Below are 13,664 nucleotides of genomic sequence, written 5' to 3' on the forward strand. Positions count from 1 at the left end.
TGACGGCGGATCGGGAGGGGGACACAGGGGGATCCGGACGCGCTACGGTGGGCGCAGCCCGGTGCGGTTGCGTATCTGGGCATACCAAAACCCTTCGGACGTGCTTGCGGCGATCGCCGCAGTGAGCTGATGGGTGGAGGTGGGGGTCCGGTGGCGCCGTCCCGGCCAAGGAAGAGGCGCTGCCGGACCCGTTCTTCATGCGTGGGTCGATGCTGTGGTCAGTCAGTCGGTCGGGTGGGGCGAGGGGCGGCTCCTGAGCTTGGTGGCTGCGGCGGCCAGCGCGGTGATGTGGCCGTGGACGGACAGCAGTTCCTCGGCGGAGAGACTCGCGAGGTCGATCAACCGGACGGGGTGGCTGAGCAGCGACAGCAGGCTGTCGTCGGAAGCCGCGCGCGGAGGGGGAACCTTCGCGGCGAACTCCTCTGGCCGCGGGTCTTCGGGTGCCGGTTCGCCCGGGCTGTCAGGGGAGCCGGCAGCGTGTGCCTCGCTCGCGGCGGAGCTGTCCTCGGGCGAGGACTCGTCCTCGGCGCTGGTGACGTCCGGGGCGTCTGCTGGTTCGGACATCGGGGATGCTTCCTCGCGCCAGCTCAGTCGGCTGTCCGGCTGGGGCTGCAGCAGGTCGACAGCGACCATCAGGTCGATGAGCATCTCTACTTCGAGCCGGTACTCGTCGCCCACCTGGGCGAGGCGCATGAGTCGCGTGACGAGCGCGGTGCGGAGCCCAGGGCCGTCGAGCAGGCGGGATCGCACCGACCGAGCGAACCACTGTCCGCGAAGAATCCCGCCCAGGGCCCGGCTGCCTTGTGCGTCGCCTTGCCGCCAGGCCACGGCCAGGGAACGTGCCGTTCTCGTGTGGCGGTAGGCGCCTCGGCCCGGTGCCCGCTCGACAAGGCCGCAGGACCGCCAGAACGACAGTGACAGCTGGATGCGGGTCGCCGGAACGCCGGCTAGGGCTTCGAGAGAGCGGGCGGTGAACGGGCCTTCGGTCAGGCAGAAAGCGCGAACGGCGGCCAGGTGCTGGTCCGCCCGGGTCCGCCGACTGGGCAGCGCCCGTGCCGACGGAGGCCGGGGGCTCTGACGTTGCATCACTGGCCTCCTCCGAGTTCGACAATGGCCGCGCGGGAGAGCGCGGTCGCCGAACAGTCACCGGGACGGGTGGGTGCGCCGAGCAAGCCCTTCACACTTTGGGGTTGCTGCCTTGGTAGCACCCCCCGGGGTGTAGCGCATCCCGGTCGGGGATGGCAGGGCCGGTGGGTGGCGGAGCCCTGCGGGCCGGCACGGCGGATGTGCGGGAGTGGCGTCAGCGAGGGGCTGGGCAACCTTGGGAACTCGTGTTCGGAAGGTGAATGGCTGGCGCTGGGCATGGAGGGTGATTTGCGCGAAAGTCGCAGCGAAAAGGGCACAGGCGTTCGGCTCCGTGGTACGTGGACAGGGTGAATCCGGCCGACCACGTACGGTGCCCGATGCGGGAGCCGCTAACGTCGTAGGTGTCGACCGTTTGGTTACGTGACGCGATTGTTTGCGTGATCGGCGGGAGGCCGCCGCCTCGGCTCGTCTTTCGGTTTGTGAGGCCAGGAGGTCGAGCCGGGCGGCGGTATTCATGTGGTGATGTGGCGGTGGGCGATTACGCGTGGTGACGCGTGCCGGGTATTCGGTTCACGCGCGTTCCCAGGGGGCGGCGATGCGGTATCGCACCTTTGCCTCGCCGGGCGCGGTGATCCCGGGCATGGCGCGAGAGTCCTTCCCCTTCAGCCTTTCCAGCACCGTCTTGCGCGTCAGGTACGTGAGTCCGGATCGCACCCGGCGCACTTCACGGCGGTCGATGTTGCCCAATGCGGCCGCCACCTCGTAAGCGCTCCATGCGTGGTCCGGCTTGCCGGCCATCATCTCCAGGAGGCGCAGCGACTCCTCGCCCTGGATCTTGATGACGCCCCTGCCGCCGTCGCTGTTCGGCGCGCTCGGTTCAGGGTGGTCCGCCGGCTCGCTGTCCCGAGGTGAGGGGATGTCTGCCGCGGGCGTCTCGTCCGGCTGGGGAGGGACAGCTTCCTGTGAGGGGTCGGCGGCGGGGTGGGGGGCGACCGTACGTGTCTCTGCGCTTTCGAGGATCTCCAGCATCCGTTGTGCGTGCTCCCGGCCGGCATGAAGCCCGTCGTACTCGTCCTGTTTCGCCGCGAGCAGCTCCTTCAGATGCCGAATGTCCGCGCCGCACACGGCGAGGGACTGGTTGAAGGTCTGGACGGCCTTTTCTGCCAGGGGCTTGAGACCATCGAAAGCCGTCGGGTGGGTCCCCTCCGCGGCGCGGTCAGTGCTCGGCCTCATGGCTCATAGCCTAGGGCTGGTTGAGGCCGGTCGGGTGCCTCGCAGGAGTGAACTTCCGGCGGTGCCAGAATGTGGCCTGATCACTGGTCAGAACAGCGTTTGAAGGGGCCTGTCCCTTCGCATGTAATCGGACTCAGTTTCTTTCCAGCGGGCATCTGTGCGAATGGTGCGGCCAGAAATGCGGGGATGGCCGGGTGCGGCGTCTGGCCTGAATCACCGTACGAGGTTCTGCCTCTTCTCTTGAGCATGCTCGTCTCACGCAATCTGGTCCGTCGGGGGTGTGCGGCCATCGGCACCCGGCACGGGCAGAGCTGTCATGTCAGGTGGTCGAACGACTCCCGCGTGATGCTCTCGCTGCCGTCGAGGATTGCCTGAACGGCAGCCGAGCGGACCAGATGCGCCAGTCCGCCGACCAGTCCTTGTGTGCGCTGGTGCAGGTAGAAGCCGGCCGCGGTCAGAGAGCCGGGTGCCTGCTGTTTCAGCCGCAGAACTCCCTCTGTCTGCTGCACCAGTTGGTGCCACGCGGCCATGTCCGTGATCGGGCCGCCCGCGACGTGGACAGCCCGGCGGTGCAGCTGGGTGTGGTTACCGGTCGTCCACAGCGCTTGAGGGTCCGGGGCGATGGCGGCGTAGGCGAACAGGCACGGCACTTGGTCGCCGATGAACCGCAGCACCTCCCAGGCGTCAGACAGTGAGGGGGATGAGGGCCGCAGGCTGTGCGCGTCGTCGATCACCACCAATGCGGTGCCGGCCGCGATGAGCGCCTGTTCGACCGCGTCCGAGAGCGCTGCCGTACGGGTGGGCACAGAGACATCCAGACGGCGGGCCAGCCGGACCAGCACGGTGCGGGCCGTTGCCTCGGGCGGAACGGAGATGTACAGGGTGGCTGGTCCGCCCCGGTCGGGCCACGGGAGATGGGGCATCTGCTTGAGGCGGTGCGTGAGTTCCAGCACGGCGGTCGACTTGCCGCAGCCAGAGGGGCCTGTCACCACCAGGGTGCGACGGTCCGTCGACGCGTAGTGGTTCAACACCAGAAGCCGTTGCCCCGCCGAGCAGACCTCGCGCGTCAAGGGGTCCCCCGGGACGGTAAGGCGCGCGTGGTAGGCGATACGGGCCTGCTCCGGAGCGATCTTGGCAGAGCGCCTTGCCAGGGCGGCGCCCGCGGCTTCGGGTGTGCGTGAGTCACGTGGGCGGGGCGGCACCTGGCGGTCGTACGGCAGCCTGGCAAGCGGTGAGGGATGCCGGACACTGCCGTCGTCAACTGAGGTAATCCGTACGGGAACTGACCCATCGACACCTGCCTCTGTCCCAACGGACGAGGTGTCGTCTTGCGCATCGAGGGCGGGGACTTCGCGCCAGGACCCGTTCTGGTCGCGGACCCAGACACGACCGGGGTCGTAGGTGTCGGCATGCACACTGATCCGTGCGGGAGAGGAGCCGGCGCGGGTGAGCTGCAGGCCGGCCAGGGCTTGCCCGTCGTATCGCCGCCCTTGCACCGTCAGCCCGGCCGGCGACAGGGGCTTTGTGGCATCAGGCAGCAGATGCGGGTAGGCCGCGGGAGGCAAAGGCAGATGGACCCAGCCCTGGCGGGTGACGCACGCCGTGAACGCCCCGCTCGGCGTGGGCGCGACGTCTGGCAACGTCACCGGCTTCAGTGCTTCCACCTCATGGTGTTGCCACATCAGCCCCGCCCACGCCTGCGCCCACGCCTGCACCATGTGTGCGGTCCACCGCCCGGCCGCCTCCGCGTCGGGACGCGCTGCGAGGTACTCGGTGAACCGGGTGACCAGCCGGTGGACCTTGCCTTCCCCCGACCCCACGAGTAGGGGTGAGACGGGCAGCAGGCTTACTCCGTATTGTCGGCACAACTGATCGAACCCGCTGCGGACTGGGAAGATGCCGGGCGCGAGGGCGATTCGTTCCGGCATGATCAGCGGCAGCGCGGGCGGTGGACCTTCGAGCGGTTCCGCGGGTTTATCGGCCTGCCCGCAGGCCGGTGGCCGCAGCGCGATGGCGGTCCACCACCGTGCCAGAAAGGATGTGGCGTCCACGGCGAGTTTGGTGTCCTGGATCGTCAACGCGCATACCGACCAGGTCAGTTCGTCGATCGCCACCGTCAGCCGCATGCGCTGGCTGCTGTCGGGAAGCGTCAGGACCACGGAATCGAGATAGACACGTTCCCCTGGGCGTGACAGCCAGGTTCCCCCCGTGATGACCCGGGGCTTTCCGTCCCGAGCCGGGAGGCGCTTGTGGCCTTGGCGGGAGTGGGCGACGGACAGGCGGCCGAGCAGACGATAGAACGTCGAGCGGGACGGGAGCCACGACTCGTCGCCGCCGTGTACCTCGATGACCGCCCGCAAGGTCTGCTGACGGTACTGCTCCAAGGACCGGGCCCGCCCTCCCTCGTCGGCGGAGATCACCGCGAGAAGACACTCCAGTACCCGCGGATCGACGTGCCTTCCCGGTGTCGGCGTCCTGCCGGTGCGGCGGTCGTACAGCCCGGCCACCCCGTGGGCCTGGTACTGCTGGCGTTTGCGCCGCACGGTCCGAGCCGATGCCCTCGCGACCCCCGAGGCCGCGAGCTCGTCCGCCTTGGCGGCCTCCCGCTCGGCCAGCGTGCGCGTGTCCGGATCGTACGCGGGCCGGGGACGCACCGTGGGATCCGCATCCGGCGGTCGTCCGCTGATGACCTCGACGAGATGACGCTCCCACCACAATGCCTGAGCATGGGAAGCGGGTGGCACGCCATGGGGCGGCACGACGGCCGGACGGGACTGGACGCCCTGCTCGAGAACCTCGAAACCGTCCTGTGCCACCAGACGGTGTACGGAGCACGCCAAGCCCTCGCCAAGCGCGTTGACGAGTTCGGCGCAGTCACCGTCCAGACCGATGACCGACCAAGCATGGTCGTCGAACCGGACGCGGTCACCCAGTCCGAGCCGTGCGGTCGCTGGTCTCTCCATCAGTCCTTGCCGACCTCCCCGTAGGCCCCGACACGGACCTGGGCAGCGCAGTCCCGCCCAGGAACAACCCGGACCACCCTATGCGCAGCAGCAATTCGTAAGCGTCAAAGCAACCCCGAATTGAGTAATCAGCCGCCGCACGCCGATACGCACCGCCCGGGGAAGGCATAGGGATGAGTGCGTTCCTGGAGGGCTGGCCGATACCAACCGGGGCAAAGGGCCATACCGCAGGGGCTGTGTGGGGCATTCCTCGGGCTGAGTAGCAGCGGCGTTGCCGGGGCTGCCTGGTTGTCTACTCGGAGGTGGTCTCCTGCGGGCCGGTGACACCGTCCTCGGGAGACTCGCCGGGCGCGGGAATCTTCCACTCCAGGTGGTCCGGCCACAGCTTGACGCCCAAGGCACCCTCAAGGTCGACCACGGTGAGCATGTCGGGCCACACGGTGCCGTTCAGGACGTTGGCGACCACCTGACGGTTGACCCCGCTCTTGCGCGCCAGCGCATTCGCGCTCAGCTGCTGCTCCGTCATCGCTTCGGCGAGCCTGCGGGCGATGGCCTGTGCGACGAGCGCGCCGCGGTGGACCTGCATCATGGCACGGGGCCATTTCCCGCCGACCACATACTCGTTCGGTTTTTGCGCACGTCGCGTTCCTCCAGGCACCCGACAAGTGTGTCTGAGACGCACTCCCGACGCGCGCCCGCCCCACCATGCTACTGATGTAGCACCCCTTGGGTTTGTCCTGGGCTCGGTATTCGGCGAGTGTCATTGCCGCCCGTGTGGTGAAGGCCAGGTCGGCGTCCGCTCGCGCGGAGGTCTCCCAAGCCATTCACCCGGCGGGAGGGCGCGTCGCAGATCGCGGAGAGCCGCAGTGGCCCCTCGTTGGTGGAACCGGCTTCTTGATCTGCGGCTTCGGATTCGAGGTGTGGTACACCCTCACCCCACGCTCACGCAACTCCAACGAGTACTTCGTGGGGGCAGTCATCGTCGATGTTCCTCGCGAGAACCATCTGCCCCTCTGTCAGGGTCCAGGGGAAACCTCACGGATGTCATGGTTAGTTCCGTAAGAGTAATTTCTGCTGCCATGGGCTCGACTTTACGAGTGCTTCCCGCCGGTTAGGGGGTCCCTGACAGTGACCCCCTCATCAGGGACTCCCACACGCCCGTGACAACCGGTTTTGTTGGTGGTGCACCGCCCACGGGCAGTGTGAACGGCCCGAATACTGACGGCGCTTGTGCCACCTGTCCCCAGCCCCTCCGCTGCACGCATCACCACCGCACATACCGGGTGTCGGATCACGGCGCCTGAAAGAAGGAATCCCCTCATGAGCAAGGTCATTCTCGTCACCGGTGCCGGACGCGGTCTGGGCACCGACATCGCCCGCGAGGCCCTCGCCGCCGGGCACCAGGTCGTCGCCACCGGCCGCCGCCCCGACCAGGTCGAGAAGACCCTCGGCGGACCGCAGGACAACCTGCTGGTCACCAAGCTCGATGTCACCAGCCTCGAAGACGCCGAGGCCGCCGCGCAGGCCGCCGTCGACCGCTTCGGCCGCATCGACGTCCTCATCAACAACGCCGGGAACTTCTTCGCCGGCTACTTCGAGGAGATCACGCCCGCGCAGATGCGCCAGCAGATCGAGACCAACCTCTTCGGCCCCATGAACGTCACCCGCGCCGTCCTGCCGATCATGCGCAAGCAGCGCGCCGGGCACGTCATCACCCTGTCCTCCTCCGCCGGCATCACCGGCCAGGAGTTCTGCGTCGCCTACGCCGCCTCCAAATTCGGCGTCGAGGGCTGGATGGAATCCCTGCACTACGACGTCGAGCCCTACAACATCCACACCACGGTCGTCGAACCCGGCTTCTTCCGCACCGAACTCCTCGTCGACGCCTCCACCACCTGGCCCGAGCCGACCATCGACGACTACGCCGAACGCACCACCGCCACCATCACCGCCTGGAAGAGCATGAACGGCCAGCAGAGCGGCGACCCCGCCAAACTCGCCCGCGCCCTGCTCAGCATCACCGCCCAGGACAAGCCCCTGCAGCGCTTCGTCGCCGGAGCCGACGCCATCCAAGGCGTCACCGCCAAAGCCCGCGAACTCCTCGCCCAGGCCGAAGCCTCCCGCGAACTCGGCGGCGACCTCGCCCACGACGACACCAACACCTGAGACGGGCAGCATGCCACTCAAGGGCGAGTACGAGCCGAGCGCGGCGCAGCTTGTACGTGACCATGTGGAGCTGTACGAAAGCTCCGGCGGTACACAAGGAACGACGCCGGGTGTCCTGGTCACACGCGAAGAAGACGAGAAGCTGGGGGACGTGCTCGTTGTCCTGCTGACCACGCTGGGCGCGAAGAGCGGCAAGATCCGCAAGTCTCCGGTCAACCGGGTGGAGCACGACGGCTCCTACGCCGCGGTCGCCTCCGCGGGAGGGGCCCCAAGCACCCGGTCTGGTACCACAACGCGGTGGCCGACCCCCGGGTCGGCTTCAAGACGGTTGGCGCGCCAGGACATGCGGGCACGCGAGGTGACCGGGCACGAGAAGGCCCTGTGGTGGGCCCGAGCCGACGAGGCCTTCCCCGAATACGCCGAGCACCACAAGAACATGGACCGTGACATCCCGGTCCTCGTTCTGGAGCCTGCGGCCCAGGCGCACTGACCCGGCACAGCCGGTTCAGCCCACCGAGCCCCGCCGCCTGTCACCGGCAGCACCGGCCTGGCCTACGGCGACCCCGCGCCTGAGCGATACGCCCCGAAGCGCGGTCCGCCCGCTGGCGGCGCACCGTACAACCGATCGGTCCTGTCGGCGGCCAGGAGTCTGAGCTCCTCCGGCGATGCGACGCCATTCATCACCACACAACCCCTGGCGCCGATACGGCACCCGGAAGGCAATCTCTCATGAGCAAGTCAATGTTCGATACAGGTGCTGGACGCGGTCCGAGCACGGACATCGTCCCGGAGTTCGCCCACCAGGATGTCGGCGCCGGCCGCTACTGCGAGCACGGTTTCGGACGCATCAGTGTCCAGGCCGACGATGCTGACGATGCCGACGGCGCCGGGAACTTCGCAGGCCATGTAGCTGAGATCTCGACCGCGCGGATGTGCCGGCAATGCGAGAGCAACCCACTTCGGGGAGGCAGTCCGAGGGTGCTCCCTCCGTTGCAGCCCAGCCGCCGTCAGCGTGTTCTCCGCCCCAGGTCGGGTGGGGAATCCCGCAGGCCGGCTCCGGCGCTCGGCCGCGCCCTGGCGTTGGCGGGGAAGCCGTGATGCGGGATGGCTCGGGCACCGACTGGCTGATCGGGAGCGGAGCCGGACTGGTGGATCCGCTGCAGGTCGGGCATAAATTCGCACGGCAGGCGGTGCTGGGGCTTGAGGGATTCCCTATACCTCCCTTCGCCTGTGTGCCCGCCGCCGTTTTCGACCGTGTGGTCCGTCCGGAACTGCCCGCGCCCTCGGACTCCACGTCCCCGGACTGGGCGACGTCTTCCGCCTCGGCGGTGGCAGAGAGGGCACGAGCCCTCCAGAGTGTCGTTCGCGGTCTGGAAGTGCCCCAGGAATTGAGGGACGCGCTGGACCGCCGCTTCGACGAGCTCGCCGGACCGGGCGGACTGGTGGCGGTGCGCGCCTGCGTGGTGCCTCGGCCGGGCGATCAGGAGCTGGGGGAGGACTCGGCGCAGGACCCGTTCGCCGGCCTCAGCGACAGCTTCCTCTACGTGGGCCGAGAAGGACTCGCCGACCGGATCCTCTCGTGCTGGGCCTCCGCCTTCAATCCGGAGGCGGCGCTGTACCGGGCCCGGCAGGGGCTGGACCCCTTCAGCGCGCGGGTGGCGGTCGGAGTGCAGCGCATGGTCATGGGAGTACGGTCCTTCGTCGCCTTCACCCGTGACCCCCGTGCCCCCCATGACAGTGCGAGGCGCTGCGTGATCGCGGCGGCCCACGGCATTGGCGAGGGTGTCGTCCAGGAGAAGGCGGACGTCGACCACTTCTTCGTCGATCCTGTGGCGTGGCGTATCGAGGCTCATGTCGTGGTCAAGAGCAGAGCGGTCGGCTGGGACGCGGCGCGACCGGATCAGGGCCCGGTGGCGGTGCCGGTCGACGAACGGCAGGCGGCGGCTCCCGTGCTTTCGGACACCGAACTGAAGGAGATCAGCACCCTCGCGCTACGCGTCGAGGAGCACTTCGGGGAGCCCCAGGACATCGAGGGGACCATCACCGAGGACGGCGGCGTCCACCTGGTGCAGGCCCGGCCGATCGTGACCGCGCCGCGCGCATCCACAACCCCACCGGACCGTGGCGGGAACGCCGGGGGGATCCTCTGGGACAACAACAACGTCACGGAGAGCTATCCAGGCGTCAGTTGCGCCCTGACCTTCTCGGTGGCCCGCACGCTGTACGAGGTGGGATTCGGCGACCTGTACCGGCGGATGGGCGTGCCCGCCCGACTTCTGGAACACAACCGGCCACTGCTGCGACGGATGGTCGGACACCTCGACGGCTGGGTCTACTACCAACTGGACTCGTGGTACAGGCTGCACGGGCAGATTCGCTGCTTCCGGCCGCTGTGGTCCACCTGGGAGCAGTCCCTGGGACTCGCGGAGAGCGGCCGCCACGGTTCGGCTTCACGGAGCCGTGGCCCGCTGGCGCGGCTCGCCGACGCCGTCCACCTCGCGGAGATCCTCGGCAGGCTGATGGCGCATCCCCGCCGGGTCCGCCGGTTCCTGCACTGGTGGGACAGCTACCACCCGCAGTTCTCGGATGTGCCGGCGATGCGCCCGCACGAGGTGGTGGAGGCCTACCGGACCCTGTGGGCGCAGGTGTCCCGCCGCTGGGGTGTCACGCTGGTGAACGGGCTTTTTCTGTTCACCGTGACCTGGGCCGCCAACGGCCTGCTGCGCCGGTGGCTCCCGGAGGCGGGCCGGAGTCTGCTCAACGGCATGCTGGTCGGCGGACCCGACAACCGGTCCGCCGCGGCGTTGCGATCGGCGATCGCCCTGGCCGAGACCGCGGCCGCGTCCCCGGACCTGCGCACCGCTCTGATGTCCGACCAGGACCCCGAAACGCTGTGGCGGCGGTTGACGGAGCAAGGCCACGACGAGCCGTTCGTGTCGGCGATGCGCCAGCATGTCCAACGCTACGGCGACCGAGGGTTGCACGACCTCAAGCTGGAGACGCTGACGCCGCGTGACCAGCCCTGGACCGTCCTGCACACGGTACGCGCGTATCTGCGGCAAGGTCTGACCGTCGAGGGCAGCCGGACCGCCGGCCGGGAGATCCGCCGACAGGCCGAGCAGGAGCTGCGCGGCAGTCTGCGCAACCCCCTCAAGCGAGCGGTGTTGCGTGGAACGTTCGGGATCATGCGGATGCTGACCCGGGTGCGTGAGGACACCCGCTTCTGCCGCAGTCAGCTCATCGGCGACGTGCGCGTCCTGCTGATGAGGCTGGGGGAGGAACTGGCTGCGGCCGGCCGCCTGGACCGGCCCAGGGACGTTCTCGACCTCACTGCCGACGAGGTTCTGGGCGCCTTCGACGGGACACTCGCGGGGGCCGACCTCAGGGGACTCGCGGCCGTGCGCGCCGCCGAGCGGGCACGCTGGACGGCCGGGGACCCCTTGCCGCCACGTATGACGACCGACCGGGACCTGCCGCTGGCGACCGCGCTGCTGTCCGTCACCGGCCAGGACGCGGCGCGGCAGGCAGCGCCCGAGGACGGCACCGCGCCATCGCGCCTGCTGACCGGACTTGCGTCCAGTTCCGGCACGGTGCGGGGTACGGCCAAGATCGTTCTTGACCCGTCGGTCAACGCCGACGAGTGCCAGGGCCGCATCCTGGTCGCACGGGAGACCGACCCCGGCTGGCTCTTCCTGATGATGACGGCCAGCGCCCTGGTGGTGGAGCGCGGGACACTGCTCTCGCATACGGCCATCACCGGCCGACTGCTGGGCATCCCCACCGTCGTGGCGGTGCGCGACGCGACAGACCTCATCGCGGACGGCAGTCTCATCGAGGTCGACGGTTCCTCGGGTACGGTGCGCATCCTGGACGGCGCGTCATGATCCGCCGACTGGGTCGCTACATCGGCGTGGCCTATCCGCCGAGGACGCAGTTGCCCCTGATGCTCTCCTGGGCCGTCGGACTGACCGCCCTCTTCGCCTGCACCGTCGGCGGGGCCTTCCGCTGGCATCCCGACAGCGGGCTGGCCATCACCGCGGTGACCCTGGTTGTCGACATGCTCCTGCTCCGGGCTCTCGACGACCTCCGCGACCACGGGTACGACCGGGAACACCATCCGTCCCGGCCGCTACCCAGCGGGATGGTCACGGAACGGGACCTGCTGACCCTGGTCGCCGTCGGCACCGCCGTCCTGCTTCTGCTCAACGCCCACCGGGGCATGGTGCTGGCGGCGCTGGGTGTCCAACTCGCCTACGGGATCGGTGTGATGACCCTGGAATGGCGGACAGGCCGGCCGTCGGCCGACAGGCTGGGACTCCAACTGGCGCTCAATCTGCCGATCCAGACCCTGCTGAGCCTGTATGTGTACGCCGGTTTCCTGAGGGCCGAGCAGCAGCAGCCGAACCTCGCCGGGCTGATGGCCGTTGCGGCCGCCACGTTCGGCGGACTCTGCCTGGAGCTCGGCCGGAAGACCACCCGCCGCCCGCGGCCGGGAGAGCGGACCTATGCCACGGTGCTCGGTCCGGCGCTCGCATCGGCCGCCGCGGTCGCGGCCGCCGCGACGGCCACTGCCATCGTGCTGGCGATCACCCAGCCATGGCGCCCGGAGGCCGCCGGATACGGCTGGGGGTGGTTGCTGCTGATCCCGCTGCTCCTGCCGGCCACCGCCGCGGCCCGCTTCGCGGCAGGTGCCACGGGCTGGCCGGTGGCACTCATCCGCAACTATCTGCCGGCCATGTACGCCAGTTTCCTGGCGGTCGGCTTGCTCACGGAAGGAGGACTGCAGTGATCTCCTACGCCCCGATCACCGACGACCCCGGTTTCTGGACCCTGCTCGGACCCGACTTCGCGGGCAAGTCCACCGTGCTGAATCGCCTCCACGATGATCACGGCTGGCGCGTGGTGTCTTACGACGACCGATATCTGGAGCAGTACCCGCTGATCGCACGACTACGGCAGCGCTGGATCGACGACGCCTTCCTGTGGGCCGGGGAGCGCTACTCCCCGGAGCTGGTGCTGTCCGTGCTGCACACCATCGTGCTGCATCTGCGCGACCAACTCGCCTGCTCCACCGGGCCGGAACCGGTGATCGTCGACTCGTACTTCTACAAGCTTCTCGCCAAATGCCGCCTGCTCGGGCTGGAGCACGAGCCCACCTTCGACCTCTGGCGGCGCTTTCCCCGGCCGAGGGGGGTGCTCTACCTGGACGTCCCGCCCGAGGTCACCTGGGCGCGTAGCGGTCAGGGAGCACTTCTCAACGCCTTCGAGCAGCGCCCCGGAACCGCAGGCCGGGCCGGCTTCCTCCAGTTGCAGTCCGAACTGCGCGAGGCGCTGTTGAAGGAGGTCGGCGACGTGCCGTTGACCGTCATCGACGGCTCGGCCGATCCGGACACCGTCATGGCCGACGTACTCGCCTCCGTGCGGACGGAGGCGCTGCGGTGACCTCGACCGAGCACCCGACGACCGTGGGGTCGCAGGCAAAGGAACGGCTGGCCGAACTCCTCGCCGAACGCGCCGCCTGGGTGGGCGGCCCGCCTCGGGACCCCGCGGCAGGACATCCCGCGGAGGCCACCGTCGTGGTGCTCCTGCGCTCCTTCGACCTGGACAGCCTGGTCAACGGCGCGCGCGCGTTCGCGGCAGGCCTTGCCCCGGCCGAGGCGGACGCTTGGCGCCGATCCTGGACCCGGACGCTCTTCCTGTTCGGCAACCCCGCCAACCTCACCGAGCGCACACCGCCCCGACTGGTCTCCCCGACCGGGACCACCGCCTGGCTCGGGCCCTATGCGCCCCAGCATCTGCCCGGCCCGATCCGGCTGTACAAACCGGTCTCCGGGGTTCTTCCGGAACTCCGCCCGGACATCGAGATCACACCTGCCGAACCCCCTGCCGGTACGCCTCCCACACCCGGCGGCCCGTGCCGGCCCCTGCACATCGCCGTACGGGACCTGAAACTCGCCGACTACCTCATCCACCTCCACCACGCCCTGAGCGAGTCCGTCCTCCAAGGCCGCCTCCGGCCGGACGAACGTCTCCGCCTGATCCACTGCCCGGACCTCGGTGCCGAAGCGGCCAGGGGAACGCAGGGCTATGCCCGCGTCCACCAGGCGGCCGACGACCCGGAGCGGCTCCGTCTCCACGTCTGGCTCTCCGACACGTCCCACCACGGCCGCCACAGCCCGACCGCCCACAGGTAACAGCACCACTCAACAGCAATTG

The 13,664-nt window shown here is 69.1% G+C and carries 12 protein-coding genes; 7 read left to right on the forward strand and 5 right to left on the reverse strand.

All coding sequences use genetic code 11. The features are described from left to right. Window positions 1-222 precede the first annotated feature (222 nt). From OG622_RS28675 to OG622_RS28685, 3 genes are all read right to left on the reverse strand, one after another. Window positions 223-1,086: a hypothetical protein gene (locus tag OG622_RS28675; protein ID WP_371579500.1), complete on the reverse strand. Its 864-nt coding sequence runs from the start codon at window positions 1,084-1,086 to the stop codon at window positions 223-225. A gap of 570 nt (window positions 1,087-1,656) precedes the next feature. Further along, window positions 1,657-2,319: a hypothetical protein gene (locus tag OG622_RS28680; RefSeq protein WP_371579501.1), complete on the reverse strand. Its 663-nt coding sequence runs from the start codon at window positions 2,317-2,319 to the stop codon at window positions 1,657-1,659. Between the two features lie 314 nt (window positions 2,320-2,633). After that, window positions 2,634-4,478, reverse strand: coding sequence for an AAA family ATPase (locus OG622_RS28685; protein ID WP_371579502.1), 1,845 nt, complete (start codon window positions 4,476-4,478; stop codon window positions 2,634-2,636). 567 nt (window positions 4,479-5,045) lie between these two features. Here OG622_RS28685 and OG622_RS28690 point away from each other — a divergent pair. Continuing rightward, window positions 5,046-5,306 (forward strand): hypothetical protein, encoded by a 261-nt coding sequence (locus tag OG622_RS28690; protein ID WP_371579503.1) that lies wholly within the window; start codon window positions 5,046-5,048, stop codon window positions 5,304-5,306. A gap of 268 nt (window positions 5,307-5,574) precedes the next feature. Here OG622_RS28690 and OG622_RS28695 read toward each other — a convergent pair whose 3' ends face one another. Beyond that, a complete protein-coding gene (locus tag OG622_RS28695; RefSeq protein ID WP_371579504.1) occupies window positions 5,575-5,871 on the reverse strand; it encodes a helix-turn-helix domain-containing protein in 297 nt (98 codons plus the stop codon). Between the two features lie 731 nt (window positions 5,872-6,602). Here OG622_RS28695 and OG622_RS28700 point away from each other — a divergent pair. Beyond that, a complete protein-coding gene (locus tag OG622_RS28700) occupies window positions 6,603-7,448 on the forward strand; it encodes an SDR family oxidoreductase (RefSeq protein ID WP_371579505.1) in 846 nt (281 codons plus the stop codon). 10 nt (window positions 7,449-7,458) lie between these two features. Then, the gene (locus tag OG622_RS28705) at window positions 7,459-7,938 is read left to right on the forward strand and encodes a nitroreductase/quinone reductase family protein (RefSeq protein ID WP_371579506.1); all 480 of its coding nucleotides are present in this window, start codon (window positions 7,459-7,461) and stop codon (window positions 7,936-7,938) included. Window positions 7,939-8,186: 248 nt separating this feature from the next. Here the strand turns inward: OG622_RS28705 and OG622_RS28710 are convergent, their stop codons facing one another. Continuing rightward, entirely contained in the window at window positions 8,187-8,354 is a 168-nt protein-coding gene (locus OG622_RS28710) for a hypothetical protein (protein WP_371579507.1), read from the reverse strand. 191 nt (window positions 8,355-8,545) lie between these two features. Here OG622_RS28710 and OG622_RS28715 point away from each other — a divergent pair, with 191 nt between their 5' ends. The 4 genes from OG622_RS28715 to OG622_RS28730 are packed head-to-tail and all read left to right on the forward strand — an operon-like array spanning window position 8,546 to window position 13,642. Further along, the gene (locus OG622_RS28715; RefSeq protein ID WP_371579508.1) at window positions 8,546-11,332 is read left to right on the forward strand and encodes a PEP/pyruvate-binding domain-containing protein; all 2,787 of its coding nucleotides are present in this window, start codon (window positions 8,546-8,548) and stop codon (window positions 11,330-11,332) included. Further along, complete coding sequence (locus OG622_RS28720; protein ID WP_371579509.1) at window positions 11,329-12,237, forward strand: hypothetical protein; 909 nt, start codon at window positions 11,329-11,331, stop codon at window positions 12,235-12,237. Before OG622_RS28715 ends, OG622_RS28720 begins: the two co-directional genes overlap by 4 nt. Beyond that, the gene (locus OG622_RS28725) at window positions 12,234-12,890 is read left to right on the forward strand and encodes a dTMP kinase (protein ID WP_371579510.1); all 657 of its coding nucleotides are present in this window, start codon (window positions 12,234-12,236) and stop codon (window positions 12,888-12,890) included. The genes OG622_RS28720 and OG622_RS28725 overlap by 4 nt, the downstream gene beginning before the upstream one ends. Beyond that, window positions 12,887-13,642, forward strand: coding sequence for a DUF6182 family protein (locus tag OG622_RS28730; RefSeq protein ID WP_371579511.1), 756 nt, complete (start codon window positions 12,887-12,889; stop codon window positions 13,640-13,642). Before OG622_RS28725 ends, OG622_RS28730 begins: the two co-directional genes overlap by 4 nt. Window positions 13,643-13,664: the final 22 nt, after the last annotated feature.

The organism is Streptomyces sp. NBC_01314 (assembly GCF_041435215.1).
In the GTDB taxonomy this organism is placed as follows: domain Bacteria; phylum Actinomycetota; class Actinomycetes; order Streptomycetales; family Streptomycetaceae; genus Streptomyces.

Bases quoted from the DNA above. Each gene is read 5' to 3' on its own strand.
- OG622_RS28715 (WP_371579508.1), top strand. From the start codon at position 8,546: ATGCGGGATGGCTCGGGCACCGACTGGCTGATCGGGAGCGGAGCCGGA.
- OG622_RS28695 (WP_371579504.1), bottom strand. From the start codon at position 5,871: ATGATGCAGGTCCACCGCGGCGCGCTCGTCGCACAGGCCATCGCCCGC.
- OG622_RS28710 (WP_371579507.1), bottom strand. From the start codon at position 8,354: ATGGCCTGCGAAGTTCCCGGCGCCGTCGGCATCGTCAGCATCGTCGGC.
- OG622_RS28680 (WP_371579501.1), bottom strand. From the start codon at position 2,319: ATGAGGCCGAGCACTGACCGCGCCGCGGAGGGGACCCACCCGACGGCT.
- OG622_RS28700 (WP_371579505.1), top strand. From the start codon at position 6,603: ATGAGCAAGGTCATTCTCGTCACCGGTGCCGGACGCGGTCTGGGCACC.
- OG622_RS28705 (WP_371579506.1), top strand. From the start codon at position 7,459: ATGCCACTCAAGGGCGAGTACGAGCCGAGCGCGGCGCAGCTTGTACGT.
- OG622_RS28675 (WP_371579500.1), bottom strand. From the start codon at position 1,086: ATGCAACGTCAGAGCCCCCGGCCTCCGTCGGCACGGGCGCTGCCCAGT.
- OG622_RS28690 (WP_371579503.1), top strand. From the start codon at position 5,046: ATGGGAAGCGGGTGGCACGCCATGGGGCGGCACGACGGCCGGACGGGA.
- OG622_RS28720 (WP_371579509.1), top strand. From the start codon at position 11,329: ATGATCCGCCGACTGGGTCGCTACATCGGCGTGGCCTATCCGCCGAGG.